At 59.0% G+C, this 25,195-nt stretch carries 25 protein-coding genes and 2 tRNA genes; 25 read left to right on the top strand and 2 right to left on the bottom strand.

Annotated features, from left to right (window positions below; translation table 11 throughout):
- Nucleotides 1-150: 150 nt before the first annotated feature.
- From AC13C0_RS18310 to AC13C0_RS18270, 9 genes are all read left to right on the top strand, one after another.
- Nucleotides 151-543, top strand: coding sequence for a hypothetical protein (locus tag AC13C0_RS18310; protein WP_162893685.1), 393 nt, complete (start codon nt 151-153; stop codon nt 541-543).
- Nucleotides 544-771: 228 nt separating this feature from the next.
- Nucleotides 772-1,983: a TolC family protein gene (locus AC13C0_RS18305; protein WP_482954861.1), complete on the top strand. Its 1,212-nt coding sequence runs from the start codon at nt 772-774 to the stop codon at nt 1,981-1,983.
- The gene (locus tag AC13C0_RS18300; protein ID WP_482954860.1) at nt 1,976-3,076 is read left to right on the top strand and encodes an efflux RND transporter periplasmic adaptor subunit; all 1,101 of its coding nucleotides are present in this window, start codon (nt 1,976-1,978) and stop codon (nt 3,074-3,076) included. The genes AC13C0_RS18305 and AC13C0_RS18300 overlap by 8 nt, the downstream gene beginning before the upstream one ends.
- Before the next feature lie 3 nt (nt 3,077-3,079).
- Nucleotides 3,080-6,172: an efflux RND transporter permease subunit gene (locus tag AC13C0_RS18295; RefSeq protein WP_117617379.1), complete on the top strand. Its 3,093-nt coding sequence runs from the start codon at nt 3,080-3,082 to the stop codon at nt 6,170-6,172.
- Nucleotides 6,169-6,477 carry a DUF3240 family protein gene (locus tag AC13C0_RS18290; RefSeq protein ID WP_162893682.1) on the top strand — a complete coding sequence of 103 codons (309 nt, stop codon included), beginning with the start codon at nt 6,169-6,171 and terminating at the stop codon, nt 6,475-6,477. The genes AC13C0_RS18295 and AC13C0_RS18290 overlap by 4 nt, the downstream gene beginning before the upstream one ends.
- Nucleotides 6,478-6,749: 272 nt before the next feature.
- A complete protein-coding gene (gene tadA / locus AC13C0_RS18285) occupies nt 6,750-7,250 on the top strand; it encodes a tRNA adenosine(34) deaminase TadA (protein WP_117617377.1) in 501 nt (166 codons plus the stop codon).
- A gap of 9 nt (nt 7,251-7,259) precedes the next feature.
- Nucleotides 7,260-8,255: a UDP-glucose 4-epimerase GalE gene (galE, locus tag AC13C0_RS18280; protein WP_117617376.1), complete on the top strand. Its 996-nt coding sequence runs from the start codon at nt 7,260-7,262 to the stop codon at nt 8,253-8,255.
- Between the two features lie 28 nt (nt 8,256-8,283).
- Nucleotides 8,284-9,627, top strand: coding sequence for a UDP-glucose dehydrogenase family protein (locus tag AC13C0_RS18275; protein ID WP_341582110.1), 1,344 nt, complete (start codon nt 8,284-8,286; stop codon nt 9,625-9,627).
- A gap of 34 nt (nt 9,628-9,661) precedes the next feature.
- On the top strand, nt 9,662-10,096 hold the full coding sequence (locus AC13C0_RS18270; protein WP_341582109.1) for an HIT domain-containing protein: 435 nt from the start codon (nt 9,662-9,664) through the stop codon (nt 10,094-10,096).
- Here AC13C0_RS18270 and fabR read toward each other — a convergent pair.
- Complete coding sequence (fabR, locus tag AC13C0_RS18265) at nt 10,093-10,725, bottom strand: HTH-type transcriptional repressor FabR (RefSeq protein WP_117617373.1); 633 nt, start codon at nt 10,723-10,725, stop codon at nt 10,093-10,095. The two genes, AC13C0_RS18270 and fabR, sit on opposite strands and share 4 nt — an antisense overlap.
- 333 nt (nt 10,726-11,058) lie before the next feature.
- Between fabR and aspS the strand changes: the two genes are divergently transcribed.
- The 14 genes from aspS to nadA all read left to right on the top strand — a co-directional run bounded on the left by aspS (nt 11,059) and on the right by nadA (nt 22,223).
- A complete protein-coding gene (aspS, locus tag AC13C0_RS18260) occupies nt 11,059-12,867 on the top strand; it encodes an aspartate--tRNA ligase (RefSeq protein ID WP_117617371.1) in 1,809 nt (602 codons plus the stop codon).
- A gap of 81 nt (nt 12,868-12,948) precedes the next feature.
- Nucleotides 12,949-13,476 carry a crossover junction endodeoxyribonuclease RuvC gene (ruvC, locus tag AC13C0_RS18255; protein WP_117617370.1) on the top strand — a complete coding sequence of 176 codons (528 nt, stop codon included), beginning with the start codon at nt 12,949-12,951 and terminating at the stop codon, nt 13,474-13,476.
- Nucleotides 13,477-13,506: 30 nt separating this feature from the next.
- Nucleotides 13,507-14,136, top strand: a complete 630-nt coding sequence (gene ruvA, locus AC13C0_RS18250) for a Holliday junction branch migration protein RuvA (protein ID WP_117617369.1) — start codon at nt 13,507-13,509, stop codon at nt 14,134-14,136.
- Between the two features lie 131 nt (nt 14,137-14,267).
- Nucleotides 14,268-15,299, top strand: a complete 1,032-nt coding sequence (ruvB, locus tag AC13C0_RS18245; protein ID WP_117620262.1) for a Holliday junction branch migration DNA helicase RuvB — start codon at nt 14,268-14,270, stop codon at nt 15,297-15,299.
- On the top strand, nt 15,292-15,753 hold the full coding sequence (locus AC13C0_RS18240; RefSeq protein WP_117617368.1) for a YbgC/FadM family acyl-CoA thioesterase: 462 nt from the start codon (nt 15,292-15,294) through the stop codon (nt 15,751-15,753). The genes ruvB and AC13C0_RS18240 overlap by 8 nt, the downstream gene beginning before the upstream one ends.
- A gap of 3 nt (nt 15,754-15,756) precedes the next feature.
- On the top strand, nt 15,757-16,446 hold the full coding sequence (tolQ, locus tag AC13C0_RS18235) for a protein TolQ (protein WP_117617367.1): 690 nt from the start codon (nt 15,757-15,759) through the stop codon (nt 16,444-16,446).
- 46 nt (nt 16,447-16,492) lie between these two features.
- Nucleotides 16,493-16,939 carry a protein TolR gene (gene tolR / locus AC13C0_RS18230; RefSeq protein WP_117617366.1) on the top strand — a complete coding sequence of 149 codons (447 nt, stop codon included), beginning with the start codon at nt 16,493-16,495 and terminating at the stop codon, nt 16,937-16,939.
- A gap of 79 nt (nt 16,940-17,018) precedes the next feature.
- Nucleotides 17,019-18,008, top strand: a complete 990-nt coding sequence (gene tolA / locus AC13C0_RS18225) for a cell envelope integrity protein TolA (RefSeq protein ID WP_341582764.1) — start codon at nt 17,019-17,021, stop codon at nt 18,006-18,008.
- Nucleotides 18,009-18,024: 16 nt separating this feature from the next.
- A complete protein-coding gene (gene tolB, locus AC13C0_RS18220; protein WP_482954859.1) occupies nt 18,025-19,338 on the top strand; it encodes a Tol-Pal system beta propeller repeat protein TolB in 1,314 nt (437 codons plus the stop codon).
- Nucleotides 19,339-19,406: 68 nt separating this feature from the next.
- Nucleotides 19,407-19,976, top strand: a complete 570-nt coding sequence (pal, locus tag AC13C0_RS18215) for a peptidoglycan-associated lipoprotein Pal (protein ID WP_117617363.1) — start codon at nt 19,407-19,409, stop codon at nt 19,974-19,976.
- Nucleotides 19,977-19,992: 16 nt separating this feature from the next.
- On the top strand, nt 19,993-20,739 hold the full coding sequence (gene ybgF / locus AC13C0_RS18210; RefSeq protein WP_117617362.1) for a tol-pal system protein YbgF: 747 nt from the start codon (nt 19,993-19,995) through the stop codon (nt 20,737-20,739).
- A gap of 85 nt (nt 20,740-20,824) precedes the next feature.
- Nucleotides 20,825-20,900 (top strand) — tRNA-Lys (locus AC13C0_RS18205).
- 69 nt (nt 20,901-20,969) lie between these two features.
- A tRNA-Lys gene (locus AC13C0_RS18200) sits at nt 20,970-21,045 on the top strand.
- A 116-nt stretch (nt 21,046-21,161) separates the two neighbouring features.
- The gene (gene nadA, locus AC13C0_RS18195) at nt 21,162-22,223 is read left to right on the top strand and encodes a quinolinate synthase NadA (RefSeq protein WP_117617361.1); all 1,062 of its coding nucleotides are present in this window, start codon (nt 21,162-21,164) and stop codon (nt 22,221-22,223) included.
- On the opposite strand, the gene AC13C0_RS18190 is transcribed toward nadA, so the two are convergent.
- Nucleotides 22,224-23,702, bottom strand: coding sequence for a M48 family metalloprotease (locus AC13C0_RS18190; RefSeq protein ID WP_482954858.1), 1,479 nt, complete (start codon nt 23,700-23,702; stop codon nt 22,224-22,226).
- Between the two features lie 165 nt (nt 23,703-23,867).
- Between AC13C0_RS18190 and AC13C0_RS18185 the strand changes: the two genes are divergently transcribed.
- Both AC13C0_RS18185 and AC13C0_RS18180 read left to right on the top strand, forming a co-directional pair.
- Nucleotides 23,868-24,095, top strand: coding sequence for a sulfurtransferase TusA family protein (locus AC13C0_RS18185; protein WP_117617359.1), 228 nt, complete (start codon nt 23,868-23,870; stop codon nt 24,093-24,095).
- A 16-nt stretch (nt 24,096-24,111) separates the two neighbouring features.
- The gene (locus AC13C0_RS18180; RefSeq protein ID WP_117617358.1) at nt 24,112-25,191 is read left to right on the top strand and encodes an AI-2E family transporter; all 1,080 of its coding nucleotides are present in this window, start codon (nt 24,112-24,114) and stop codon (nt 25,189-25,191) included.
- Nucleotides 25,192-25,195 lie beyond the last annotated feature (4 nt).

Here is a 25,195-nt window from a genome sequence, read left to right as displayed (position 1 = left end):
GAAGAAAGCTTTCTTCTGACCCCGGCTTAACTCAGGTCGTCAAAGCTGCTGGCGGCCGGATTGCCATGATTCAGGTATATGGTGCGGGTCTTCTGCTTGAGCTAACAGGTTATTGCCCGGCATCGGAGAACTGAGTATGATCCCGAAACCATGCATCGATCACAATTAACCACGCTCACGAAAATCTTCTGGGTAGCCTACCTGGCTATCGCCCTGGTGTTTATCCAGGGCGCGCGGTTGCACATGCATACTTACGATCATGAGTCGACCACGTCGGAACATGCGCATCAGGAACATGGCCACGTCGACTACGGAGTTTCGGCTAAGAAACATCCTGACCAAGTGGGTCAAATCGACCTGTCTCAACAAGGAGTCCTGAAAAAACTGCCGCCTGGATCGCTGGTCATCGCTTTGTTTTCGGCAGTGATCCTGCTTCTGCCGAGACGGCTTTGCTCCCGGATATCGTGGCGCCTCTATCGCCATGCACCATTCCTCTCTTCCGCTTTCAGTCTAAGACCGCCCCTGCGCGCACCCCCGCTCTGAGACTCTGAGACTTCCCTTTAGATGGTTTTGCCTGCGAAGACCTGCCGTTGGTCTGTGCTGAGCAATGCCGCATGGCTTTTTATCTTGAATGCTTTTCCGCGCGTGTCGTATCACCGACGCAGCGCTCAGGAGTGGGTAATGTTCAATGTTTTGTTCTTGGCGCGCCGAAAAAACCGGCGAGCGGTAGTACTGTGGTTCCTGCTGTCCTGTACTGTGCCGGTATCGGCCATGGGTCAATCGCAGGGTATATGGACACTGGAAGACAGTATCCGGCGCGTGGTCGAGATTGCGCCGGAAATCCGTGGTGCGCAGGCGGCGGTCGGTGCCCGCCAGGGTGCACTGCAACAGGCCGGTGTGTGGCCGAACCCGCAGATCGAATTGCGTGCCGACGACAGTATCGGCAAGGACGCGGGCACCGGAGGCACTGATTTTACCCAGTTTGCGATCAGCCAGCCGCTGCCGCTGAGCGGTCGTCTTGGACACCAGCAAGCGGTCGCCGGGGCGGCCCTGGACGCTGCCCGTGCTGAGCAGAGCTATCAGCAGGTCCGCCTGGAAACCCAGGTGGCGCAGCGCTATCACAGCCTGCAGCTGGCTTTGGGGCGCCTGCGCCTGGCACAGCAGCGCCTGCAACTTGCCGATGACCTGCAGAACACCGGGCGCCGCCGCGCCCAGGCCGGGGAGCTTTCCGAGCTGGAGCGTCTGCGCATGGATCTGATCCGGGAAGCCGCGCAACAGGCATTGAATAGTGCCGAAGGCGCCTATAACGAAGCGCTGAGCAGATTTCGTGTCTACTTGGGGCTATCCGGCGAGACGACACCTCAATTGACTTCCCTTAAACCGTTCGGCCTCGTCCCCGCGCTGGAACAGTTGCAAGCCGGTCTGGCGAACCATCCGGCGCTGCTCGCCGCGAAACACCGAGTCGAGGCGGCGCGATCAGGTGTGGACCTGGCCCGTGCCGAGCGCTTGCCGGATCTTAGCCTAAGTGTGTTTCGTGAGCAGGATTTACTCAACGGACGTCGCCAGGATGTCACCGGAATCGGCCTGGGTATCACCATACCTCTCTGGGACCGAAACAGCGGTCGCATCGGAGAAGCCCGGGCTCAAGTCATTGAGGGCCAGTCGGAACTGCAGGTGCTGGAACGGGATTTGGATAGCCGCCTGCGGCAGAGCTATCTGAATCTGAATCAGCTCGTTAAGCAGGGAGAGCATTACCGCACGCGGGTGTTCCAGCCTGCGCAAAAAGTATTCGAGCTGACGCGCAAGGCATATGCCAGCGGTGAGGTGGAGATCCTCTCGGTGATCGATGCCAACAACACCTATTTTGACGCCCACGAACGCTATTTGGAACTGCTGCAAGAGGCGTGGCTGGAGGCCGCGGATCTGCGCCTGGCCGCCGGTCGTGCCCTTGTCGCCACTGAACAGGATACTGATAATGAATAAGCCTTTAGCCACTCTGTTTTTCCTGCTAATCCCGGCGCTGGCGCCGGCCGCTGAACTGGTATTGACTCAGCAGCAACTGGCCAGCGCCCAGCTTGCCACCACTACCGTGACTGCCCGTGAGCTGAAACCACGCCTGGATCTGACCGCTACCCTCACCGCTGACCGGCGCAAGAGCCACCGTGTTACACCTGTCGTGGATGGCCTGGTGACCGAGTTGCTGATGGTGGAGAATGACACGGTGCATAAGGGACAGGTACTGGCCCGGTTGCGTAGCAATAGCCTGGGCCAGGCGCAGGCGGATTACCTGGAGGCATTGGCCCGCTTCGATCTGGCGCGCGCCGAGCGCGCCCGCATCGAGGGGTTATGGAAGGACGGCATCGTCGCGGAAAGCCGCTGGCTCGCGGTGGACAGCGAATACAAGCGTGCCCGTGCCACCCTGGATGCCCGCCGTCGCTTGTTATCGCTGGCCGGGTTGTCGGACGACCAGATACAGGCGCTGGCGCAAAAGCCCGACCGCCTGGCGGAGTTCGAGCTGATCAGCCCGATTGATGGCATGGTCACCGGTGTCGAGATCGAGTCGGGGCAACTGGCTACCGCTGGCCAGGCCGCTTTTCATGTCGACGACCTGTCCAGCCTGTGGGCCGAGGTACGGGTGCCGGTGGCAAGCCTGCCCCGGATCGAGCTGGGAGCGGAAGTCCTGATCCAGGTTGAGGCCAGCCCCGGGCGTGAATACCGCGGGCGGCTGCAATCTCTGGGCGGGGAAGTGGAGCGTCAAAGCCAGACCCTGGGCGGTCGAATCGTGGTCGACAACCCGGACGACGTCTTGCGGCCTGGCATGTACGCTGCCGTGACGCTGACCGGGATTTCCTACCAGGGCCTGGTGGTGCCGGCCAGCGCGGTGTTCCGGGTCGGCGAGCAGGCTTACCTGTTCGAGGTGACGGGTCCACGGCGCTTCAAGCCGGTTCCGATCGAAATCGGCACGGAGGCGGGCGACTGGATTGCGGTGCGCGCCGGTATCGCGGCCGACACCGAGATTGTCAGCGGCGGTGTGGCCGAGCTGAAATCGCACTGGCAGTACCAGGGAGGCGAGTAAGCCATGATTGCTGCACTGATTCGTTTCTCCCTGATCCAGCGGCTGATGATCCTGCTGCTCGCTGCCGCACTTACCGTCGGTGGGATATGGGCATTTCGCACCCTGCCGATCGACGCCTTCCCGGATATCGCCTCGCCCCAGGTGCAGGTGATCATCAAGGCGCCGGGCCTGTCGCCCACCGAGGTGGAAAGCCGCATCACCTTTCCCATCGAGGCGGAGATGCAGGGGCTGCCGCGCCAGACCGTGCTCCGTTCCACCACCAAGTACGCCCTGAGTTCCATCACCATCGATTTCGAGGACGGCACCGACATCTACTGGGCGCGCCAGCAGGTGGCCGAGCGCCTCAACCAGGTCTGGGGCGAGCTGCCGGCTGGCGTGGAGGGCGGTCTGGGCCCAATCACCACGCCGCTGGGCGAGGGGTATATGTACCGGGTCGAGGGGAAAGGTTACAGCAACCGGGAGCTGCGCCGTATTCAGGACTGGGTCATCCGCCCACGCTTGCGTACACTCGAGGGAGTGGCGGAGGTCAATTCCCTGGGCGGCGAGGTCAAGGTGTTTGAAGTCGTAGCCGATCCCGAGGCGCTGCTGGCCTACGGTCTGTCGATCGAGGACCTGGAGACCGCACTGGAGAATAACAACCGCAACGCCGGCGGAGACCGCATCAACCGTAACAACGAAGTATTGCTGGTGCGCACTGTGGGACAACTGCGGGATCCGGACGACATTCGGAGCATCACGGTGGCAACCCGTGACGGAATTCCTCTACACATCAGTGACGTAGCCAAGGTCCGCATCAACTCCCTGACCCGCTACGGGGCGGTCACCGCCGACGGCGAAGGCGAGGTGGTTACCGGCCTTGCGCTGTTGCGCAAGGGCGCCAACAGCCGCACCACCGTTGATGGAGTGAAACGCGAACTGGAGGCGCTCAAGACAGCGCTGCCCGAGGGGGTCCATATCGTACCCTTCTATGATCGCACCGAGCTGGTGACGCAGGCGGTATGGACCGTGGAAAAAGCGCTGGGCGAGGCCGTGGTGCTGGTGTTGCTGGTGTTGATCATCATGCTTGGCAACCTCCGGGCCGCCTTGACCGTCGCGCTGATCTTGCCGCTTTCGGTGCTGTTCACCTTTGTAATGATGCGCCTGTTCGGCGTCAGCGCCAATCTCATGTCGCTCGGCGGGCTGGCGATTGCCATCGGTATCCTGGTGGATGCCGCGGTGGTGGTGGTCGAGAACATTCATGCGCAACTCAGTCATGCGCCCAAGGGGATTGGTCGTCTGCACCTGGTCTACCGGGCAACACTGGAGGTGGCGACTCCGGTGATCTCCGCCGTGCTGATCATTATCGTGGTGTTTCTGCCCCTGTTCAGCCTGTCCGGGCTGGAAGGCAAGATGTTTACGCCGCTGGCGGTGACAATTGCGTTCGCGCTCATCGGCTCGTTGCTCCTGTCGCTGACGGTCATTCCGGTGTTCGCCAGCCTGTTGATGCGCGGTGGCGCGGAAAAGGATAACCGGGTGCTGGCTTTGCTGAAACAGGCCTATCTGCCGGTAATGCGTTGGGCGTTGAACAGCCGCAAGACCGCAGTTGGCGGTGCCTTGGTATTGCTGGTGATCGCAGCCGCACTGTTTCCCATGATTGGCAAGGAGTTCATGCCGGTCATGGATGAAGGCACCACCGTGGTTATCATCGAAAAGCTGCCCAGCATTTCGCTGGAGCGCTCGCTGGCGCTTGATGAGCCCTACCAAAAGGCCATGATGGAACTACCCGAGGTCACCGGCGTGGTGTCGCGTACCGGCGCCGACGAACTGCGCATGGACCCCATGGGCCTGTACCAGACCGACAACTTCATCATCACCAAGCCGCGCGATCAGTGGACGGTAAGCCTGGAGGAGTTTCAGGAACGGTTGCGTGAGAAGCTCGACCGCTTCGTCGGCATCGACTACGCCTTCACCCAGCCCATCGACATGCGGGTCTCGGAGATGCTGACCGGCGTGCGGGCCGCGATGGCCATCAAGTTGTATGGCGACGATCTTCCGGTGTTGGAGGAAAAATCCAAACAGATCGAAACGTTGGTCAACAGCATTCCCGGCGCCGTTGATGTCTTTCGTGCGCCGCTCTCGGGTCAGACTTACCTGCAGGTCGAGATCGATCCCCAGGCCATCGCCCGCTTCGGGATCAATGTCGATGACATCAATCGGCTGGTGGAGATTGCGGTCGGTGGTCGTGTGGTTACCGAGGTGATCCAGGGCAACTACCGGGTAGGTGTACTGCTACGCTATCCGGAAAAGTCACGCACATCCCCGGCAGACATCGGTGCGCTAAAGGTGGAAACACCGACGGGAGAAAAGATCCTCTTGAGCAGTCTGGCCAGGCTGCGGGAAGTGGATGGGCCGGTGGCGATCACCCGCGAATCGGCCAAGCGCCAGGTGGTGGTGCAGGCTAACGTCGAAGGCCGCGATGTGGTGGGTTTCGTCGACGATGTACGCGCCACACTGGAACGCGAACTGCAACTGCCACCGGGTTATTACGTCACCTATGGCGGCCAGTTCGAGAACCAGCAGCGCGCCGGCGCCCGTCTGGCGCTGGTCGTGCCGGTGGCCGTCGCGCTGATTTACGTCATGCTGTTTACCACCTTTCGCTCCCTTCGCCAGGCCGGCCTGATCATACTCAACATCCCGTTCGCCATGATCGGCGGCGTGATCAGCCTGTACCTGTCCGGCCTGTATCTGTCGGTACCGGCATCCGTAGGCTTTATCACCCTGTTCGGTGTGGCGGTGCTCAATGGTGTGGTGATGGTGACCTACTTCAACCAGTTGCGTGAAGCCGGCCGAACGCTGCTCCAGGCGGTTCAGGAAGGTGCCGAACGCAGGTTGCGCCCGGTACTCATGACCGCATTAATCGCCAGCCTGGGCCTGGTGCCGCTATTGACGGCGACCGGGCCGGGCTCCGAGTTGCAGCGCCCGCTGGCGGTCGTGGTGATCGGCGGACTGTTCACGTCGACGCTGCTCACACTGGTGCTGCTTCCTACCTTATATGCCTGGACAGAAGGGCGGGCGCAGCGACGCCTGGCTCAACCCGCAACGGAGGACCACGTGTGAAGATTCTGACGCTTATTGTGCATGCCAATACCCAGCAGGAATTGGGCGACCAACTGCGGACCCTGAGCGAGGTATCCGGCTTTACGTTCAGCCATGTGGAAGGGCACGGGGCTCAGGTGGAACGCGACCCGTTTCTCTCGGCACGTGATAAAGTGGTCGGCTACACACCGCGGGTTCGGGTGGATATCCTGCTTGATGACGCCGATGTAAGTGCCGTACTGGAGGCGCTTCGCCAGGCGGAAAACAGCGTGACCGGTGACGCTGTTTACTGGATAACGCCTGTGGAAGAAGGAGGTCACCTTTGATTGAGACAACCGATAGGCGAAAACCCATTCTCGGTCTGGCTTCCGACTCGCCGGTATGATGGCGAAAACGGCTCCCGGAACAGAAGTGTTTTCAATAGATTTTTGATCATGGTATTTTCATCGCACTTTAAATCTTCTGGAAAATCATAACCTGCTGTATTTAAGTGGTTATTTGAATAAGGGGTCAGTGAACAAGGGGTCAGAAGAAGGCTTTCTTCTGACCCCGGCTAAACTCTGCCCCCGGCTTAACTGACGCCATGCCCGAAAAGACAATGTCCCGCACAGAAGCCGATCACTATTGGATGACCCGGGCTCTGCAGCTTGCATCGGAAGCCGCGGCGAAGGGGGAAGTGCCTGTGGGCGCCGTGGTGGTGCTGGAGGGCGGGGAGATCGGGGCGGGCTTTAACGCGCCCATCTCCGGCTGCGATCCGACTGCCCATGCCGAAATCCGGGCATTGCGCGACGCCGCGTCCCGGGTTGGCAATTACCGGCTGCCTGGCGCCACGCTTTACGTTACGCTGGAGCCCTGTACCATGTGCGTGGGTGCCATTGTCCATGGCCGCATCAGTCGCCTTGTGTACGGCGCTGCCGAACCCAAGGCCGGGGCGGTGGAATCGGCACGCCGGACGCTGGAAGAGCCTCATCTGAACTGGGGTGTGACCTCGGTCGGTGGTGTTCTGGCAGATCGTTGCAGTGAGATGATCACTGAATTTTTCAGTCGGCGGCGGGCGGAAATCCGGCGCCTTCGCAAACAATCTTCAGGGAAGGAGTAGTTCCCGCCTATGAAAGTCCTCGTTACCGGCGGCGCCGGGTATATTGGCAGTCATGTGGTTCGCCAGCTGGGCCAGGCCGGTCACGACATCGTGGTGTTCGATAATCTGTCCACGGGTTATCGCTGGGCGGTCACGGCAGGGGAGCTGGTTGTCGGCGATCTGGCCGATGAAGCGGCGGTCGGGGAACTGTTCTCCCGGCACCGGTTTGAAGCGGTCCTGCACTTCGCAGCCAACATCGTCGTGCCAGAGTCGGTCGCCAATCCCCTGAAGTATTACAGTAACAACACCCGCAACACCCTGAACCTTCTGAAAGCGGTCGAGAAGCACGAAGTGCCCTACATGGTGTTTTCATCCACTGCGGCGGTTTATGGCATGCCGGAGCAGACGGTGCTGACCGAGGATCTGCCGCTGGCCCCCATCAATCCCTACGGCGCCTCCAAGATGATGAGCGAGCGGATGATCATGGACCTGGCGGCGGCCTCCGGCCTCAACTACGTGATCCTCCGCTACTTCAATGTGGCGGGGGCCAACCCGGATGGCCTGCTCGGCCAGGCCACGCCCGAGGCGACCCATCTGATCAAGGTGGCCTGTGAGTGCGTCACCGGCCAGCGCGAGGGCATGAGTGTCTTCGGTACCGACTACGACACCCGCGACGGCACCTGCATCCGGGATTACATCCATGTTGAAGACCTGGCCAAAGCGCATGTCATGGCGCTGGATTACATGGCGGACGGCGGTCGTTCGAAGGTCATGAACTGCGGTTATGGTCGCGGGTTCACGGTTCGGGAAGTGATTGATGTTGTGAAGAAACAGTCCGGCACCGATTTTCCGGTTACCGAAACCGGCCGGCGCGCGGGCGACCCGGCGGCGCTGATGGCGGATAACACTCTTATCAGGCAAACCCTGGGTTGGCAGCCTGATTATGACGACCTGAATACGATTGTTGGCACCGCGCTGGCCTGGGAAGCCATCTGGCGGAAGAAAAAAGCCAGCGACACCCATTAATTTTCTTGTTTGTGTTGGGATTTAACGGATGAAAATTACGATTTTTGGAACCGGTTATGTAGGGCTTGTGACCGGCGCATGTCTGGCGGATGTTGGTCATCACGTTCTGTGTATGGATGTTGATCAGGCCAAGATCGGGAAGCTGAAGAATGGTCAGATTCCCATCTACGAGCCAGGTCTGGACAGCATTGTGAAGCACACCGTCGAGGCAGGGCGTCTTTCCTTTACCACAGACACCGAAGAAGCCGTCGGCCACGGGACCTTGCAGTTTATTGCGGTCGGCACGCCTCCGGATGAGGACGGGTCAGCGGATCTGCAGTACGTTACTGCTGTGGCCCGGTCCATCGGTGAATTCATGGACGACTACAAGGTGGTCGTGGACAAGTCCACGGTGCCGGTTGGTACTGGTGACAAGGTCGGGGCAGCGGTTCGGGCCCAGCTTGACCGCCGTGGGCTGGAGCTTGATTTTGACGTTGTGTCCAACCCCGAGTTCCTCAAGGAAGGCGCTGCCATCAATGATTTCATGAAGCCCGACCGCATTGTTGTCGGTACCGACAGCGAGCGGGCGGCGGAACTGCTGCGGGAAGTCTATTACCCGTTCAATCGCAGCCATGACCGCATGATCTTCATGGATCTGCGATCTGCGGAGCTGACCAAGTACGCTGCCAATTCCATGCTGGCTACCAAGATCAGCTTCATGAACGAGATCGCCAACCTGGCCGAACGACTGGGCGCGGACATCGAAGCCGTCCGCCGTGGTATCGGTTCCGATCCCCGGATTGGCTATCATTTCATCTACCCGGGCTGTGGTTACGGTGGTTCCTGCTTCCCGAAAGATGTACAGGCGCTGGCCCGGACGGCCAGTGACTGTGGCTATGAGGCGCGTCTGCTGAACGCGGTTGAGGCGGTCAACTACGCCCAGAAGCACGTCCTGTTCGATAAGATCAGTCACTACTTCGGTGGCGACCTGAAGGGCAGGGTCGTGGCCATTTGGGGGCTGGCCTTCAAGCCCAACACTGACGACATGCGCGAAGCGTCCGCCCGTACCCTGATGGAAGACCTGTGGAAAGCCGGCGCCACCGTTCAGGCCTTTGATCCCGAGGCCATGGAAGAAACCCAGCGCATCTACGGTGACCAGGACGGTCTGACCCTCTGCGGTACCAAAGAGCAAGCACTCAAGGGCGCGGATGTGCTGGCAATCTGCACCGAATGGAAGGAGTTCCGTTCACCGGATTTCGAGTCGGTCGCTTCCGCTCTCCGTGAGCCGGTCGTGTTCGACGGCCGCAACCTGTACGAGCCGGACATGCTCGAACGTTATGGGCTGATTTACTACGCCATCGGCCGTGGTCGCAGCCAGTTCCATTCGCAGTAATCACATTGGCAGCAAACAAGGGGGGGGGGCGATCATGAGCGGCCCAGAGGACTTCCGGTTACACGAACGGTTAAATGCCGATACCATTGGTCTCGGCAATAGTCCGCTGTGTGAGATCCGGCTGATGAACGACAGTACCTGGCCCTGGGTGCTTCTGGTTCCGGCTGTTGCCGGGGTCCGGGAGATCTACCAGTTGTCGGCGGATCAGCAGCACCAGTTGGTGCGGGAGTCCTCGGTGCTCAGCGAGGCCATGATGGACGTGTTCGGCGGCGACAAGATGAACGTCGCCGCCCTCGGCAACATGGTGCCCCAGCTTCACATTCACCATATCGTGCGTTTCGAAGGCGACCCGGCGTGGCCAGGCCCGGTGTGGGGCACGCAGGCGCCGGTGCCTTATACCGATCAGGAGCTGGAGCTGGTCAGGAAGCAGCTTGGTCCGGTGCTCTTGGAACTCCGGTCGGGCGTCTAGCGTCCTGAACGAGCCTGGTATTTTGCCAGCGTCTGGGAACCGACCAGAATCATCCGTAGCTCGGTTTTCAGCTTAACCTTGAGTTCCTCACGCTCCTTCGGAGTCGCATCCAGCGCCTCGGCACCCTGGTTGAACACCAGCGTCACCATGGCCTCGGCCACCAGCCTCGCTTCAGAAAGCGGCTTGTTCTTTTCCTCCGCGACCCGCCGAAGGTCATCGGCCAGTTCCGTCACGAAATGATCGATCTCCGCTTTCACCGCTGTTCGAAACGTGGTTGAAACGCCCGTACGCTCACGCAGCATCAGCCGGAAAAGGTTCGAATTGTTGCCAAGATACTCCATGAACGTCTCCACGGATGTTGAAATGGCACTGCCACCGTCCCGGGCGATCCGTTTACGGGCCTGACGCATCAGTTGCCGCAGAGCAACGCCACCTTCATCCACCAGGGCCAGACCCAGTTCATCGAGCTCGGCAAAGTGTCGGTAAAAGGAAGTCGGGGCAATGCCTGCCTCCCGGGCAACCTCCCGCAAGCTCAGACTGCCGAATCCCCGATCGGCACTGAGTTGCGAGAGCGCCGCATCCATTAATGCCCGCCGGGTTTTCAGTTTCTGCTCCGCTCTGGTGGCCAAGTTCAGACTCCATCTGCTGATAGAAAAGGCAGCATTCTAGCCGGCTGCCAACCCACAGTCATCCGGTCGCCTCATTTGCGTGCCAGCACGCCTGATTTTCAGCGCCATTGTGTTTATAATGGGCGGCTTTTCCGCTATGGTCGCAACATTTTTTGAGCGGGCACGAACAACGTAGCGCCGGGTGTGGTGGGCTTTTCCGAAACCTTGCGGAGCCATGGATGGCGGAGCAGAGCGTACAGGGACGTATTCACAGCGTGTTTCGGAAAAGCCCACCACACCCGGTGCGGCATTAAAGCACCAAATTTGAACACATTAAACGTAACGGGAACCGGTATGCGCAGTCATTATTGCGGTGGGATCAACGAATCCCACATTGATCAGGAAGTCACACTTTGCGGATGGGTCCACCGCCGCCGTGACCACGGTGGGGTTATCTTCCTGGATCTGCGGGATCGGGATGGTATGTCTCAGGTGGTTGTCGACCCTGATACCCCTGAAAGCTTTGCCCTGGCGGAGAAAGTCCGTAGCGAGTTTGTGATCAAGGTTACCGGTCGCGTGCGTCGTCGTCCCGCCGGGACCGAGAACAACAACATGCCCACCGGGCAGGTTGAGCTGCTGGGCAAGGAGTTGAGTATCCTGAATGCCGCCGCAACGCCGCCGTTCCCGCTGGACGAGCATGTGGATGTTGGTGAGGACGTTCGCCTGCGTTACCGTTATGTGGACCTGCGCCGTCCGGAGATGATCAACCGTCTGCGTTTCCGCTCCCGGGTAACCAGCTATATTCGTAACTACCTGGACAGTAACGGCTTCATGGATGTGGAAACCCCCATCCTGACCCGAGCCACACCCGAAGGCGCCCGTGATTACCTGGTACCCAGCCGTACCCACGAGGGTTCGTTCTTTGCGCTGCCTCAGTCTCCCCAGCTGTTCAAACAGCTGCTCATGGTGTCTGGCGTTGACCGTTACTACCAGATTGCCAAGTGCTTCCGGGACGAAGACCTGCGGGCGGACCGTCAGCCGGAATTCACCCAGGTGGATATCGAGGCCTCCTTCATTGATGAAGAGATCCTGATGGGCCTGAACGAGGACATGATCCGCTCCCTGTTCAAGGATGTGCTGGATGTCGATCTTCCGTCCTTCCCGCAAATGCCGTATGCCGAGGCCCTGCAGCGCTACGGCAGCGACAAGCCGGACCTTCGTATTCCGCTGGAGCTGCTGGACGTGAATGATCTGGTCGAGGGTGTGGACTTCAAGGTGTTCGCCGGCCCGGCCAAAGACCCGAAAGGCCGTGTTGCCGCCCTGCGTGTACCCAAAGGTGGCGAGCTGACCCGCAAGCAGATTGACGATTACACCAAATTCGTCGGTATCTACGGTGCCAAGGGTCTGGCTTACATCAAGGTCAACGACCTGTCCAGGGGCGTAGAGGGTTTGCAGTCTCCGATCATCAAGTTCCTGGGTGATGATGTTGCCCTTGCGATTATGGAGCGGGTGGGTGCTGAAGATGGAGACATCGTTTTCTTCGGCGCCGACAAAACCAACGTTGTGAACGAAGCCCTTGGCGCGCTGCGTATCAAGGTTGGTCACGATCTGGACATGCTGACCTGCGAGTGGGCACCGCTGTGGGTTGTGGATTTCCCGATGTTCGAGGAAACCCCGGACGGTGGTCTGACCGCTATTCACCACCCGTTCACTGCGCCTTCCTGCAGCCCGGAAGAGCTGGCGGCAGATCCGGCCAACGCGTTGTCCCGTGCCTACGACATGGTCCTGAACGGTACCGAGCTGGGTGGTGGGTCGATCCGTATCCATGACGAGAAAATGCAGGAAGCGGTGTTCCGCATCCTGGGTATCGGCGAGGAAGAAGCGCGGGCCAAGTTCGGCTTCCTGCTCGACGCCCTGAAGTTCGGTTGCCCGCCCCATGGTGGTCTGGCCTTTGGCCTGGACCGTTTGGTGATGCTGATGACCGGCGCTACGTCCATTCGTGACGTGATCGCTTTCCCGAAAACCCAGACCGCTACCTGTCTGATGACTCAGGCGCCGGGCGAAGTGGACGAGAAACAGCTGCGCGAACTGCACATCCGTTTGCGTAAGCCGGCAAAGCCGGTGGAAGGCAACAAGGCCGAAGCAGGCGAGGGTAAAGACTAAGTTGTGAGCAACGGGCGCGAGGCCTTACGCTCTGCGCCCGGGCGACCGTCAGAGTCGCTGTGACCAGACAGAGGCATTGATGTGGCGATAATTCTGGGCGTTGATCCCGGATCGAGGATTACCGGTTACGGCGTCATCCGTGTGGAAGGTCGGCACATCGAATACATCGACAGTGGCTGCATCCGCGTGGGTGAGAAACCCATGGCAGAGCGCCTGCAGACCATTTTCCAAAGTCTGGCCACGCTGATCGGCGAGTATCGTCCGGAAGAATTTGCCATCGAGCAGGTGTTCATGGCGCGCAATCCCGATTCGGCCCTGAAACTGGGCCAGGCCAGGGGGGCAGCTATCGTCAGTGCCGCCAACAGCGGCCTCGCGGTTCACGAGTATTCCGCCCGACAGGTCAAACAGGCCGTTGTCGGCAAGGGTGGGGCAGACAAGTCCCAGGTCCAGCACATGGTCCAGGTGCTGCTTTCACTCTCACGCAAACCTCAGGCGGACGCGGCCGATGCGCTGGCAATTGCGATGTGTCATGCCCACATGAGTCAGAGTATCCTGCGGTTGGCCAGTGGTGCCGGAAAGGTTCGAAGCGGTCGCGTGCGACAACAGTAAACTGCTCACAAGAGCCACAGGAGATACCCCTTGATTGGTCGTATCCGAGGTATTCTGGTTGAAAAGGCTCCGGGCCAGGCGCTGATAGAGTGCGCCGGTCTTGGCTACGAAATCGACATTCCCTACACCACCTTCTTTCATCTGCCCGAAACGGGCGATGAAGTTACCCTTCACACCCATTTTGCCGTCCGGGAAGATGCCCAGAGTCTCTACGGCTTTGCCTCTCGGCTGGACCGGAACCTGTTTCGCCTGTTGATCAAGGTTAATGGTGTGGGGCCAAAACTGGCGGTGGGCATTCTTTCCGGCCTTGATGCCCGGCAGTTTATCCGCTGCGTGGAAAACCGGGACTCCGCCTCGCTGGTCAAGCTGCCTGGGGTTGGCAAGAAGACGGCTGAGCGGCTTCTTGTTGAAATGACCGACCGGATAGGGCAACTTGAAGGGCAATTCGTGCCAACGTCGCCTGATACGACAGGATTGGGGCAGGTGGCCGGACATGCGGCGTCTGCCGGGCCGGGGGCGACAGAGGAGGCGGAAGCCGCGCTGATTGCGCTGGGGTACAAGCCCCAGGAAGCGGCCAAGGCCATCAGCAAGGTGGCAGAGGAGGGCATGACCAGCGAGACCCTGATCCGGCTGGCCCTTCGCAACATGATACCGGCCTGATCACCGACACCTGTCGCGAACCTGTAGAGAGCGTAACGTGACACCCTCAAAGCCCTTTGTACAATTGGGGCAGCCTGGAACCGCGGGCGAAGGTGAGGCACGATGTTGATTCCCACACTATGGGTGATGCCATGATCGAATCCGACCGGTTGATTTCGGCCCGGGCCGGTGAATACGAAGAAGTGCATGACAGGGCGATTCGCCCGGCCTTACTGGCCGAATACGTTGGCCAGCCGACGGTCCGTGAGCAGATGGATATTTTTATTTCAGCTGCCCGTGGGCGCCAGGAAGCTCTGGACCATGTGCTGATCTTCGGCCCACCCGGTCTTGGTAAAACCACCCTCGCCAATATCATTGCCAACGAGATGGGTGTGTCCATCAAGACAACCTCGGGCCCGGTTCTGGAGAAGGCCGGGGATCTGGCGGCGATGCTGACCAACCTTGAAGAAGGCGACGTTCTCTTTATTGACGAGATCCACCGCCTCAGCGCTGCTGTGGAAGAAGTGCTGTATCCGGCCATGGAAGATTACCAGTTGGACATCATGATCGGTGAAGGCCCGGCCGCCCGTTCAATCAAGCTGGATCTGCCGCCGTTTACCCTGGTAGGGGCCACCACCCGTGCCGGTTTGCTGACATCGCCATTGCGGGACCGCTTCGGCATTGTTCAGCGCCTGGAGTTCTACAACACTGAAGATCTCACCAGTATTATTATCCGATCCGCCCGCCTGTCTTCTGTTTCTATCGATGAAGCCGGTGCGTTCGAGATTGCACGCCGGTCACGGGGCACCCCGCGGATCGCCAACCGTCTGTTGCGCCGGGTCCGTGATTTTGCCGAAGTCCGCTTCGATGGTCGTATCACCTCTGACATCGCCGATCAGGCCCTGAACATGCTGAAAGTGGACAGTCAGGGCTTCGACCATATGGACCGCCGGCTGTTGCTGGCGATGATTGAAAAGTTTGATGGTGGCCCTGTGGGCGTGGAGAGCCTTGCCGCCGCCATCAGTGAGGAGCGGGGCACAATCGAGGATGTGCTCGAACCCTTCCTGATCCAGCAGGGCTACATGCTGCGTACGCCGAGGGGCCGCATGGTCACCTCCAACGCCTACCAGCATTTCGGGGTTGTCCCTCCGAAATCGGGCAGGGAGGGCGATCTTTTTGGTTGAACAGTCGGTAGAAGCGAGTTTTGAATTGCCGGTCCGGGTCTATATCGAAGACACGGACGCGGGAGGCATCGTATTCCATGCCAAATATCTTCATTACATGGAGCGGGCCCGGACCGAGTGGGTGCGCAGTTGTGGCGTCGGTTTGAGAGCGGGTCTTGCCGAAAATATCAGCTATGTCGTGCAGAGGCTGTCCATCCACTACTCTGTAGCGGCGAAGCTCGACGACGAACTGCTGGTAACTGCTGAGCCAGTGGCTTTCGGCCGGGTGTGGATGGACTTCAGGCAGAGAGTCAGTCGCGCGGCAGACAGGAAACTGCTCTGTGACGGTGAAGTGCGGGTTGCCTGTGTCTCTCTGGACACCGGCCGGCCCCGTCGCCTGCCGGACAATATGCAGGAACTGCTGGCCAGAAATGTCCAGCCTCCTGAAACAACTAACAGAATGAGTCAGGAGTAAGAGGTGGATTCAGAACTTTCAGTCTGGTACCTGATTGCAAACGCAGGTGTATTGGTGCAGTTGGTCATGCTTTTGCTGGCCCTGGCATCAATTATGTCCTGGGCGCTTATTTTTCAGCGCCTTCAGGTGTTCCGACAAGCCAAGCGGGCGCAGCTGGCATTTGAGGAGCGTTTCTGGTCTGGTATGGATCTCGGCCAGTTGTACCGGGAAGTGAATGCTGAACCGACACCGTTTTCCGGTATGGAATCGCTGTTTCGAGCCGGCTTCAAGGAATTTTCCCGGCTGCGCCAGCAAAGCCGCGATGCCGATGCCGTGATGGAAGGCACTCAGCGGGCAATGCGTGTTGCCTTCTCCCGCGAGCAGGAGCGCCTGGAGGCCCATCTTCCGTTTCTGGCAACGGTCGGCTCGACAAGCCCCTATGTGGGTCTGTTCGGGACCGTGTGGGGCATCATGAATTCATTTCGCGGCCTGGCCCAGGTGCAGCAGGCGACTCTGGCAACCGTTGCCCCGGGTATTTCCGAAGCCCTGATTGCAACCGCTATGGGTCTGTTTGCGGCAATTCCGGCGGTTATCGCCTACAACCGCTTCTCCGCCATGTCCGATGCGTTGCTGAAGAATTATGAAACCTTTGCTGATGAGTTCTCCAGTATTCTTCATCGCCGCGTTCACCAGACTGAAAAGAGCGCCGCGTGATGGCTACACCTTTTGAGGGTAGGAGTCGGGGCAGGAGCGAAAGTTTATGAAAGGCATGGGAATGATGCCGGAACAACGGCGAAAGCCAATGTCGGAAATCAATGTGGTTCCGTACATTGACGTGATGCTGGTGCTGCTGATTATTTTTATGGTTACCGCGCCGATGCTGACTCAGGGCGTCAAGGTGGACCTGCCACAGACCACCGCTGATCCGATTCAGGCGGATAAAGACGTCGAGTCGGTAATCGTTTCAGTGGACGCTAACGGTGCCTACTACGTGGAAGTGGGCGATAAGGGCAGCGATCCGATGTCGCTGGCCGAAGTCCGGGAGCAGATCGCCAAAATTCTGTCTCAGCGCTCCTCCAGTGAAATTCTGGTCCGTGGCGATGAATACGTTGAATATGGCACGGTTGTCCGTCTGATGGCGGAATTGCAGGGTGCCGGTGCCAGCAGTATTGGCCTGATCACTGAATCACCCCGGGACGACAAGTGACACCGGTGCGGGCAGGAGTGTTGTGAGAGATAACCAGCGCGAAGTAACCACAACCGGAGTGCCGCCCTGGAAGTCGCCAGTGGTGCTTTCGGTAACGCTTCATGTGCTGATCGTCGGTATTGCACTGACAGGCTGGTCCTGGAGCTCGCCGGAACACGAACCGCCGCCCAGAAGTATCTCGGCACGCCTGATCACGCAGCAGGAACCAGAGCCAAGCCCGGTCGTGGATCCGGTAGATCAGCAAAAACGTGACGAAGAACGCAGGGCCGAGGAACAGCGCAAGCAGGCAGAGGCCGAGAAGCGACGCCAGGAAGAAAAGGCACGGCGGGTTGCCGAGCAGAAGCAGCGCGAAGAGGAGAAGCGGCTCCAGCAACACCAGCAACAGAAGGAGCGTGAGCAACAGGAAGCCGAGGCGAGGGAACGGGAGGCCCGGAAAGCCCGTGAAGAGGAAGCCGCCCGTCAAAAAGCCGAGGCTGAGGCGAAAGAGCGCGAACGCCAGAAAGCTGAGGAAGAAAAGCGGCGGCAGGAAGAGGCCAGAAAGAAGGCTGAGGAACAGAAGCGCCGGCAGGAAGAACAGCGCAAGCGTGAAGACGCGGAGCGCAAGCGCCAGGAAGAGTTGGCGCGCCAGGAGGCTGAACGTAAGCGCCTTGAGGCGGAACGGAAGCTCCGGGAGCAGCAGTTGGAAGCTCAGGCAGATGAAGCCCGGCGAGCTCGCGAGGCGGAGGCTCGCCGCCAGCAAGAGGCGGCAGCAGCAAAGGCCAGAGAAGCGCAAATGCTGTCCGAGAGTGAAAAGTATCAGGCTCTGATACGGGAAAGGCTCAGTCAGGCCTGGTATCCGCCGTCGTCGGCCACGGAGGAGATGACAGCGCGGTTGCAGATCACGCTGCTGCCCACGGGTGAACTTGCCAGTGTGAAACTGGTCAGCAGCAGTGGCAATACCGCTTTCGACAATTCAGCTCTGGGCGCTGTACGCTCCCTGAGTCGTTACCCAATACCCAACGAGCGTGATACGTTTGAACGGTATTTCCGGCAGTTTACGATTGAGTTCAACCCACGCAGGTTGAGATAAGGATACGGATAACACCATGACACAGGGGATTTGGTACAACCCGTCAAAGACAATTCTGGCAGCAATCGCTCTGGTATTCGTAGCTGTTTCAGGCGTGCGGGCAGAACTGCTAATCCGGATAACCGAGGGTGCAGATTCCGCCATACCTGTCGCTGTGGTTCCATTCGCCGAGTCCGGTCAGATGCCCGCCGGAGACAAGGTCAGCAGTATTGTTCAGGCGGACCTCACCATGACAGGCGAATTTCGCGCCCTGTCACCGGAAAAGATGCTGAGTCTGCCATCCAGGCGGGAAGAAGTGTATTTCCGGGACTGGCGTTTGCTAGGCCAGCGTTACGTGCTTGTTGGCGGGCTCAGCCGCAGTGGCGACCGGGTTCAGGCCCGCTACGAGCTCTTCGACGTAAACCGCGAGGAGCGGATTCTCGGAGAAACGGCGGCGGCGCCCGCCTCCAACATGCGCTCCCTGGCCCACCACATCAGCGACAAGGTCTACGAAGCGATTACCGGCGTGCCCGGGGTATTCTCGACCCAGCTTGCCTTTGTGACTCTGGATGCCGCCGGTGGCAAGCCGCGCTACCGTTTGCAGGTAAGCGATGTGGATGGCAAGCGGGCCCGCATCCGGCTGGAAAGTCAGGAGCCAATCCTCTCGCCGGCCTGGTCGCCGGATGGTAAAAAGCTGGCTTATGTCTCCTTTGAAACCGGAAAGCCGGTGATATTCGTGCATGAACTTGCCTCTGGCAAGCGTACCAAGGTTGCGGATTTTCCGGGCCTTAACTCGGCGCCCGCCTGGTCTGATGATGGCAGGTCGCTGCTGATGACGCTTTCCAGGGACGGTAATGCGGAGATTTACCGCATGAATCTGGAGACCCGTCAGCTGACCAAGCTGACCAACCATTGGGCGATCGATACCGAAGCGAACTGGGACGCCAGTGGCAAAGGAATTTTCTTTACCTCCGACCGTTCGGGGGGCCCCCAGATCTATCATATGGAAACACCCGGTGCCGAACTCCGGCGCATTACCTTTGGTAGTCGTTACAACGCCCGCCCGCGGGCCGATAGCAACGGAGAATTTGTCTATTACGTACATCAGCGTGACAGCGCGTTTCACATTGCCCGTACAGACCTTGAGACCGGGGAGGAAACCATCCTCACCCGGACAGAGTCTGACGAATCTCCAAGTGTTGCCCCTAATGGCAGGATGCTGATCTATGCAACCGACCAGAATGGCACCAGCGTGCTTACCGTCATATCGTCGGATGGCGGGGCTGCATACAGTCTTCCGGGCTCTGAGGGGGAGGTTCGGGACCCGGCCTGGGGGCCTCTGGTTCGCTGATTGCCATAGCCCGACCGGCTTCGGTAATTGTTCAAGAAATAACGTCAATCAACTGAAAGGAAAAGATTATGAAGTTTTCAGCTCAATCCAAGGCATTTGCACTTTTACTCTCCGTAGGCCTGGTTGCAGGCTGTAGTTCGACCGGCGGAACCGCGGAAGACGGCGAGTACGGCTCAGACGTCGGGGCTGTGGATCAGGAAGGCGGTTCTACCGTGTACGGCGGTGATGATCAGCGTGGCGTTTCCTCCTCTGCAATGACAGAAAAAGAGCGTATGGCCGCCCGTGAGCAGGCCGAGCAGGCAGCGCTGCGTGATATTACCGTGTTTTATTTTGATTTCGATACTGCGGAAATCAAGCCCGAAGCCCGTGACGTCCTGGTGGCCCATGCCCGCTACCTGGCCAACAATCCGGGCCGGAATGTTCGTCTGGAAGGCCACGCTGACGAGCGCGGCACCAAGGAGTACAACCTGGCCCTCGGTGAGCGCCGTGCCAACGCAGTTCAGCGCTTCCTGATTGTGAATGGTGCTTCACGGGGACAGATTGAAACCGTAAGCTATGGCGAAGAGAAGCCGGCAGTGATGGGTTCCAGTGAAAGTGCGTGGGCCCAGAACCGTCGTGTGGAACTCGTATTTGAGTAATCACACAGGAAGGACCATGAGACAAACACTCATGGCGACAGTGTTGCTCCCGCTTGCCTTCGGGCAGGCGGGGGCAGCCCTGGCGCAATCAGCTCAGAACGCTCAGCGTAGCGCCAACAACAGCCAGGCCACGGCTGAGCTGTTCTACATGATCCAGCAGCTTCAGGGCGAAGTCAGGCGCCTCCAGGGTGAAGTGGAGGAGCAAAGGCATCTGATTAACCGCCTGCAGGAACAGGGGCGCGACCGGTATATTGACCTGGATCAGCGTATCCTGGACCTGTCTGAGAAGTTGGCTTCGCAACCGGCTCCTGAGCCCTCAGCAGGCCCGAATCCGGCCACTTCCGGTTCGGCCCCGGCAGTCAGGGAGTATCGCCAGCCCGGTGCCGAAGAGCGCAAGGCCTACGAACAGATTCAGGATCTTATCCGCAACCAGAAGAAATATGATGAGGCCATCAGCCGGATTTACGAGTTTATCGATAAGTATCCGGAAGGCGACCTTACCGTAAACGCCTATTACTGGCTGGGTGAGGTTTATCTGGTCAAGCCGCAGCTGGAACAGGCGAAGCAGGCATTCACCATTGTTGCCACCCGTTTTGCCGATCACCGGAAAGCGCCGGATGCGCTTTACAAGCTCGGCGTGACTCATGATCGCCTGGGTGAAAAGGCTGAAGCGCAGCGCCGTATGAAAATGGTGATTGAGGATTACCCCGCCAGTAGTGCTGCAGACCTGGCAAGGAAGTATCTGGCGTCAGGAAACATCTGAGCTCTCCGTACGGGAAAAATGTTGAGAAACCTGAAAAAAAGGGGTTGATCAGCGGCCAAAAATCATTACTATATGCGCCTCGTTTGGGTCGTTAGCTCAGTTGGTAGAGCAGTTGGCTTTTAACCAATTGGTCGAAGGTTCGAATCCTTCACGACCCACCAATTACGAAATACCGGATGGGCTGAATCGTTCGGTATGGATTGAGGCCACAGGCTTTGATCAACAGTCATGGGTCGTTAGCTCAGTTGGTAGAGCAGTTGGCTTTTAACCAATTGGTCGAAGGTTCGAATCCTTCACGACCCACCAAATAACAGAAGCCTCCGGGTTTTTGTGAAAAAAGAGCCTTAGGGCTCTTTTTTTTTGCGTATACGATCTTACCTAGGTAATACTCCCCCCTGAAAATGCAACACAGAGATGCCGTAATGACACACGCTGAAGACCGTATCCTTGTCCAGGAACATCTGGCCCATGCCGCCGAGCCGAAGCCGCTCAGCGCCAGCGAAAAGGCTGACCTGGAAGCCCGTATCAAGTCCGCCCTGAAAACTGAGGATGCGGTGCTTGTGGCGCATTACTACACGGATCCGGACATTCAACGCCTTGCCGAAGAGACCGGCGGCTGTGTCGCCGATTCCCTGGAAATGGCCCGGTTTGGTAATCAGCATCCGGCGTCGACGGTGGTGGTGGCCGGTGTTCGCTTCATGGGGGAGACCGCCAAGATCCTGAATCCGGAGAAGCGGGTGCTGATGCCTACGCTTGAGGCGACCTGCTCCCTGGACGTCGGTTGTCCGGAAGACGAGTTCTCGGAGTTCTGTGACCAGCATCCGGATCGTACCGTAGTGGTTTATGCCAACACATCTGCTGCAGTCAAGGCGAGGGCAGACTGGGTAGTTACCTCAAGCTGTGCCCAGGCCATTGTCGAAGATCTTGACGCCCGCGGCGAGAAAATTCTCTGGGCGCCGGACAAACACCTGGGACATTACGTTCAGAAGACGACCGGTGCCGACATGTTGCTCTGGGATGGTTCCTGTATTGTCCATGAGGAATTCAAATACCGTGGCCTGGAAGATCTCAAGGCGCTCTACCCTGATGCCGCCGTGCTGGTGCACCCGGAGTCTCCGGATGCGGTCGTGGAAATGGCCGACGTGGTGGGTTCAACGTCCCAGTTGATACATGCGGTCCAGACGCTGCCAAATGAGAAGTTCATTGTTGCCACTGACAATGGCATCTTTTACAAGATGCAGCAACTGGCACCGAACAAGACGCTGATTGAAGCACCAACGGCCGGTAATGGCGCTACCTGTCGCAGCTGCGCCCATTGTCCGTGGATGGCGATGAACGGTCTGGAAAACCTGTTGCACGTACTGGAGCAGGGTGATCAGGAAGTTCATGTGGACCCGGCCCTGCGGGAGCGGGCGCTAAGGCCGCTGCAGCGTATGCTCGATTTTACCGCAAATACGAACCTGAAAGCCGCAGGCAACGCCTGATCAGTTGTTGAAGTGGGCGTTCAGGTGGCTGGTAATTTCTGCCAGCCGTTCGGTCACGACCTGCCTCTGGGGCGCGCCTGCGGGAAGTTTCTCCTGTGCCTGCCTCAATTGTCGCTGTGCGGCTTCCAGATCTCCCATGAGAACGTCGTATTCCGCGCGGGCCCGGTGCACGCCCACGATGTTCCGTGCCATACCCTCGGCCTCGGCGAGCTTCAGCCAGAGCTGCTCCTGGCTCGGCAGCTTGCGGGTCAGTTGCCTGAGGTATTCCGCAGCGGCGGTGCCATTGCCGTCGGCAATTTCCGTTTTGGCCAGGGTGTAGGTAATCGGATAGTTGCCCGGATTTCTTGCCAACGCCCCCATGAGGATCGCCCTGGCGTCGTCTGGCCGGTTCTGGGCAAGCCGCACTTCCGCCAGTGACACCTGGAAGGTGATCCTCCCGGGATTCCCTGCCAGCAGATCGTTCAGGATGTCAGTGGCTTTTTCATACTGCCTGTCTTCCGTGTACGCGACCGCGAGGCCATACCGGATGGCGTCGTTTCGCTGCGCATCCGGCCGTTTCAGGTAGGCTTCGAAGGTTGCGACGGCCACATCCGGAGAGGGGGCGTAACGAACCTGCAGGCGACTGCGCATCAGATGGTATTCCTGCCCGTCCCGGATATCTTTATCGGGGTACTGTTCGGCACGGTTTCGGGTGTCTGCGACCCGGCTCTGGGTCAGGGGGTGCGTGGACAGGTACTCGGGCGGCCGGTTTCCCTGCATCCGGTTCTGACGCATCATGATTTCAAACATCTCCGGCATGCCGCGAGGATCCATCCCGGCGGTGGCCAGGATGTCGAGGCCAACCCGGTCCGCTTCCTGCTCGTTGGCCCGACTGTAGGCAAGCATGTTCTGGACCGCCAGGGCCTGGGTTCCGGCAATAGCGGCAATCCCGATATCGGACTGGGTGACTGCTGACAGTACGATTCCTGCAATCATCCCCGCAATGGTCAGGGGCGCACTGGTTTCCTGCTGTTGCATGCGGCGGGCGAAATGCCGCTGGCTGAGGTGCGCAAGTTCATGGGCCAGTACCGATGCAAACTGCTGCTCGGTTGCGGCGTTGAGGAAAAGGCCTCCGTTCACCCCGACGATACCGCCTGGCACGGCAAAGGCATTAATGGCCGGGCTGTCGATCAGCGCCAGCGTAAGATCGCGGTTCTGAAGCGGGGCGGAAGGTACCAGCCGGTATGTAATGGCACCCAGGTAGTCGTAAACCAGAGGATCCGCGATGCGTGGTGTCGAGCGACGAATGGAGATCATCACCTGCTGGCCGATATCCGATTCCTGCTGGCCCGCGATCAGACCGCCACCGTTGCCACCAATACTGGGGAGTCTGCTTTCCTGGGCGTGGACTGGCCGGGAGATGATCAGCAGTGTGAGGGTAAGCAGCGCGGCGCTTCCGAACGTCAGGAATGCCTGATAGCGGGATTGGTTTAGAATCATGTAGTGCCGGTTGCCTTTGGTCTGAATCGCCGGTTTGACAGCGGGTTACGATAAAAAGTTCTGATCCCCTCCTTGAAGAGGATTGTGATGCAATACATTATCACTGTCGGCATAATGCCTGCTTGTTAAATCCGCTTATAGTGACTGTGATGGTGCCTCGTTTGTATGGTTGACCGATCCCTCGATGCCTCCGGGCTGCATTGCCCGATGCCGCTGCTGAAAACCAAACTGGAACTGAACACCATGGCGCCCGGCGAGGAGCTGGAAGTTATCGCTACCGACGCCGGTTCTGCCCGGGACATCCCGGCGTTTTTGAAGCTTTCCCCGCATACACTGATGAGCAGCTCTGAAACCGCCGGGCAATACCGGTTTGTGATAAAGTGCGGCGGCTAATATTTCGGAGTTGTCAATGATCAGGACATTACGCGGTCTCGCGCATAAATATTTCTCGGATGAAGAAGCAGTTATCCTGTTCCTGATTCTGGTAACAGGAACGGTCTTTGTTATCTGGTTTGGTGCCATGCTGGCCCCGGCCATCGCTTCGCTCATCATCGCCTTTATTCTGCAGGGGCTGGTCACCAAGCTCAACAGGCTCGGCATTCCCGAGACGGTCTCCATCCTCGGTGTGTTCCTGGTGTTCCTTGGCGTGCTTGTGGGCTTTCTGTTCGGCTTGCTGCCGCTGATCTGGGCTCAGCTCAGCGCCCTGGCCGGGGAGGCACCACGGATTATCCGCGAGCTGCAGTCCTACCTTGAGCTGTTGCCGGAGCAGTACCCACACCTTATTTCATCAGAGGCTGTCGGTACGGTTTACCAGCAGGTCAGCACCGAAGTGGGTCAGTTCACTCAATGGCTGGTGTCCTTTTCACTGTCCAGTATTCCGGATCTGGTGGCGCTGCTGATCTACATGGTACTGGTGCCCATCCTGGTGTTTTTCTTCCTGAAAGACCGGGAGGTCCTGCTTGGCTCCATTGCCAAACTGCTTCCGCCTCAGCGCCCGATGATGCTGACGATCTGGCATGAGGTAAACCTGCAGTGCGCCAATTATGTTCGCGGCAAGGCGCTGGAAATTCTCATAGTCGGCGGGGCAACCTACATTGCCTTCAAGCTGCTCGGCATGCCCTATGCCGCGCTGCTGTCTCTGCTGGTTGGCTTGAGCGTGGTGATTCCCTACATCGGGGCCGCGGTGGTGACAATTCCCGTGGCGGTAATCGCGCTGTTTGCCTTCGGCTGGGGCAGCCAGTTTATCTGGCTGATGGCCATTTACGGTATTATCCAGGCCCTGGACGGCAATGTGCTGGTTCCGGTGCTGTTCTCGGAAGTGAACAACCTGCATCCGGTCGCCATCATCGTGGCGGTGCTCTTTTTCGGGGGCATCTGGGGCCTGTGGGGTGTCTTCTTTGCCATTCCGCTCGCCACCATGCTCAAGGCTGTGTTTTCCGCCTGGCCGGTGAAAGACTCCCTTCCTCCGTCGGATAGCGAAAAGGTCTGAATGG

This window comes from Marinobacter sp. B-21 (genome assembly GCF_056857895.1).
Note: the sequence above shows the minus strand (reverse complement) of the source record. Positions and strands in the feature narration are given on the sequence as shown.

What these genes read in the sequence shown, in the direction of transcription:
- AC13C0_RS18180 (WP_117617358.1), top strand. Translation starts at nt 24,112, where the DNA reads ATGATCAGGACATTACGCGGTCTCGCGCATAAATATTTCTCGGATGAA.
- AC13C0_RS18310 (WP_162893685.1), top strand. Translation starts at nt 151, where the DNA reads ATGCATCGATCACAATTAACCACGCTCACGAAAATCTTCTGGGTAGCC.
- ybgF (WP_117617362.1), top strand. Translation starts at nt 19,993, where the DNA reads ATGAGACAAACACTCATGGCGACAGTGTTGCTCCCGCTTGCCTTCGGG.
- pal (WP_117617363.1), top strand. Translation starts at nt 19,407, where the DNA reads ATGAAGTTTTCAGCTCAATCCAAGGCATTTGCACTTTTACTCTCCGTA.
- AC13C0_RS18305 (WP_482954861.1), top strand. Translation starts at nt 772, where the DNA reads ATGGGTCAATCGCAGGGTATATGGACACTGGAAGACAGTATCCGGCGC.
- AC13C0_RS18275 (WP_341582110.1), top strand. Translation starts at nt 8,284, where the DNA reads ATGAAAATTACGATTTTTGGAACCGGTTATGTAGGGCTTGTGACCGGC.
- AC13C0_RS18270 (WP_341582109.1), top strand. Translation starts at nt 9,662, where the DNA reads ATGAGCGGCCCAGAGGACTTCCGGTTACACGAACGGTTAAATGCCGAT.
- tolB (WP_482954859.1), top strand. Translation starts at nt 18,025, where the DNA reads ATGACACAGGGGATTTGGTACAACCCGTCAAAGACAATTCTGGCAGCA.
- AC13C0_RS18185 (WP_117617359.1), top strand. Translation starts at nt 23,868, where the DNA reads ATGGTTGACCGATCCCTCGATGCCTCCGGGCTGCATTGCCCGATGCCG.
- aspS (WP_117617371.1), top strand. Translation starts at nt 11,059, where the DNA reads ATGCGCAGTCATTATTGCGGTGGGATCAACGAATCCCACATTGATCAG.
- nadA (WP_117617361.1), top strand. Translation starts at nt 21,162, where the DNA reads ATGACACACGCTGAAGACCGTATCCTTGTCCAGGAACATCTGGCCCAT.
- tadA (WP_117617377.1), top strand. Translation starts at nt 6,750, where the DNA reads ATGTCCCGCACAGAAGCCGATCACTATTGGATGACCCGGGCTCTGCAG.
- ruvB (WP_117620262.1), top strand. Translation starts at nt 14,268, where the DNA reads ATGATCGAATCCGACCGGTTGATTTCGGCCCGGGCCGGTGAATACGAA.
- AC13C0_RS18190 (WP_482954858.1), bottom strand. Translation starts at nt 23,702, where the DNA reads ATGATTCTAAACCAATCCCGCTATCAGGCATTCCTGACGTTCGGAAGC.
- AC13C0_RS18295 (WP_117617379.1), top strand. Translation starts at nt 3,080, where the DNA reads ATGATTGCTGCACTGATTCGTTTCTCCCTGATCCAGCGGCTGATGATC.
- AC13C0_RS18300 (WP_482954860.1), top strand. Translation starts at nt 1,976, where the DNA reads ATGAATAAGCCTTTAGCCACTCTGTTTTTCCTGCTAATCCCGGCGCTG.
- tolR (WP_117617366.1), top strand. Translation starts at nt 16,493, where the DNA reads ATGAAAGGCATGGGAATGATGCCGGAACAACGGCGAAAGCCAATGTCG.
- galE (WP_117617376.1), top strand. Translation starts at nt 7,260, where the DNA reads ATGAAAGTCCTCGTTACCGGCGGCGCCGGGTATATTGGCAGTCATGTG.